Origin of the sequence: Shewanella sp. 11B5, assembly GCF_002836795.1 — a bacterium.
In the GTDB taxonomy this organism is placed as follows: domain Bacteria; phylum Pseudomonadota; class Gammaproteobacteria; order Enterobacterales; family Shewanellaceae; genus Shewanella; species Shewanella frigidimarina.
This window is the reverse complement of record NZ_PJAP01001030.1, coordinates 1-2,608: the sequence shown is the minus strand read 5'-3', so window position 1 is coordinate 2,608 and position 2,608 is coordinate 1. Positions and strand designations below refer to the sequence as shown.

2 protein-coding genes are annotated in these 2,608 nt (G+C 39.9%); one reads left to right on the top strand and one right to left on the bottom strand.

Going from position 1 to position 2,608, the window contains the following annotated elements:
- Positions 1 to 862: 862 nt before the first annotated feature.
- On the top strand, positions 863 to 1,744 hold the full coding sequence (locus CXF78_RS19890) for a universal stress protein (RefSeq protein WP_102037732.1): 882 nt from the start codon (positions 863 to 865) through the stop codon (positions 1,742 to 1,744).
- Between the two features lie 138 nt (positions 1,745 to 1,882).
- Here the strand turns inward: CXF78_RS19890 and CXF78_RS19885 are convergent, their stop codons facing one another.
- A complete protein-coding gene (locus tag CXF78_RS19885) occupies positions 1,883 to 2,539 on the bottom strand; it encodes a 3-oxoacid CoA-transferase subunit B (protein WP_011638182.1) in 657 nt (218 codons plus the stop codon).
- Between the last annotated feature and the right edge of the window lie 69 nt (positions 2,540 to 2,608).

The window sequence follows — 2,608 nt, the reverse complement described above, 5'->3', positions numbered from 1 at the left end:
CACTTCAGAGAATTCCTGTCCAGATAGACCAATTTATTTATAACTTCGAGTGACGAATATTATGGTATTTAATTGCTTACGGCATCATCAAAAATTATTTTTCTTCAATGTGGTGAAAACTAAAAAGTTTATATATTCATAGTGTTAGTTATCACCTAATCACATTTTTTTAATACCACCATTTGAGAACATCACCGTGTATTAAAGGGAAGATCCAAAGGTAGTGGTCAACAATTATTGGCCAAGGTTTTAGGAGCATTCCAATATAAACATTTAGATTAATTTGGCATCAGCCCATCATTATATTGAGTAGCGTAGTATCACTGTAATATCAGGTACTGTAATTTTGACCTTTTTATCGGCTCCCGAAAAACTGGAACAACCACATATCGGTATCCTTTTTTACTTCAGGCTTCAAAAAAGCATTCCATTGGAGTATTAATCTCGCAGTGGCTTCTCCTACTGCGATTGGCCTCTTTGTCGGTCACTAAGTTCATCCAAAACTCTACCAGCAACCAGAATGAGTGACATAACAAAGTTGTCTATTGCCATATCCCTGCGCTAAGTTGGTTAATATATAATCGATTCATATTGCTTTACGAAAGTTGATTTCGATCAACTTTTGTACCGATACTTGAGCACAAACTTACGCTATTGGCTAATCTAAAAATAGTTACTTGCTCATGTTTTGCTCAGTTTTTTAACTTCATTTTTGCTAGTGGAGTATTAGCGAGATAATTAGTTGGGGAAGCCTACTCATCAGCTTTGTTAAGCTTACCGATAGATGTTTGTTTAATGGAGTAAATTGATTTGTTTTCAAGCGTTTTGCACAGTAAAAATTGGCTTGTATAAGGAGATTTAAATGGACAAAGTGTTTATTATTGCACAAATGGAACAGGCGCATACCGACGCAGTAGCCAGCGGTTTGCAACTGGCAAAGCAATTGAACAAAAATGCGGAAGTCTTTGCTTATTCTTATGCTTATTTTAGTGGTCCTGAAAGTTATAACCCTCGTTTAGTCAGCGTTGCTCAAAAACAGTTAATGGATCAACGAGAAGCTGAATTAAAGCAGCATCTCGTGGATCTTAAAGGTGAAGATATTCCGGTACACATGGTGTGGAGCAAATATTTATTTGAACATGCCTGTCATCATTCTATTCGTCATGGGTTTGATCTTATGGTGAAGGCTGTACATCATGCCGACCATTATTTACCCACTGACTGGCAGCTGATACGCCATACGCGGATCCCGTTATTATTGTTAACCGATAATCCACTTAATAAAGGCAATGCAACGTTGATGGCTGTCGATCTTGCTACTCATGATCCTATTAAACAACAGCTCAATAGCGTTGTGGTGGCATATGGTAAGCAACTTGCAGAAGCTACAGGGACCAAATTACATTTAGCTTTTGTGCTTAGGGTACCCAAAATATTACGAGATATGGATTTGATTGATACACATGCTCTTGTTAAAAAGGCATATAAAGATCATCAAAAACAGATTGCTAAATTTAATATGGATCCTGAGTGTATCCATATTATTGCTGGTGAGCCTGAGCTGTGCTTGTTTGAGCTAGCCTGCAGATTGAAGAGTAAATATTTTGTGATTGGTGCTCGGCAGCGAGAAGGATTATTAGGACGGATTATAGGCAATACTGCCGAGTTGGTTTTAGAGCGCATGCGCAGTAACGTATTGATTATTCCAGCAGATGATCAATTGCTTGCGCCTTTAACCTTGTAGGTTTTCTGCAAATTAACGGTCACACCAACGAAGCGATAGGTACTTTTAGTTAGTTGTCATTTTAAAAAATACAAAAAGCCCGCATCACTGAGTATATCCAGAGTGGCGGGCTTTGTTATATTAACCGTTTAAGATTAATTAAAAGGTCATTTCAGGCACATGCTCAGGCACCACTAGCTTACCAGCAGTTTTTGTTACGATCTCTTCAACAGACACGCCAGGGGCACGTTCAAGTAAATGGAAGGCGCCATCTTTAATTTCCATAAAGGCTAAATCTGTCATTACGCGTTTAATGCAACCATAACCCGTTAATGGCAGTTCGCATTTTGACAATAACTTTGAATTGCCGTATTTGTCTGCATGCATCATGGTGACAATAATGTTGTCAGCGCCAGCGACTAAATCCATTGCACCGCCCATGCCTTTAATCAGTTTTCCTGGGATCATCCATGAGGCAATAGAGCCGTTAACATCAACTTCAAATGCGCCTAACACGGTGAGATCTACGTGGCCGCCACGGATCATCGCAAAGCTTTCTGCTGATGAAAAGAATGACGCCCCAGCAACTGCGGTAACCGTTTGTTTGCCGGCGTTGATAAGGTCGGCATCAATGTTTTCTTCTGTCGGAAACTCGCCCATGCCGAGTAAACCGTTTTCTGATTGCAGCATCACTTGCATGCCTTGTGGAATATAGTTAGCCACAAGGGTAGGGATACCAATACCTAAATTAACGTAAAAACCGTCTTGTAATTCTTTTGCTACGCGCTGGGCGAGTTGTTCTCTGGTCAGTGCCATGGTGTTGTCTCCCTTATTTCACAGCTTTGACGGTACGTTGTTCGATACGTTTCTCAAAGCTGGCTTTGA

Excerpts from the sequence above, each read along its gene's own strand:
- CXF78_RS19890 (WP_102037732.1), top strand. The coding sequence starts at position 863 with ATGGACAAAGTGTTTATTATTGCACAAATGGAACAGGCGCATACCGAC.
- CXF78_RS19885 (WP_011638182.1), bottom strand. The coding sequence starts at position 2,539 with ATGGCACTGACCAGAGAACAACTCGCCCAGCGCGTAGCAAAAGAATTA.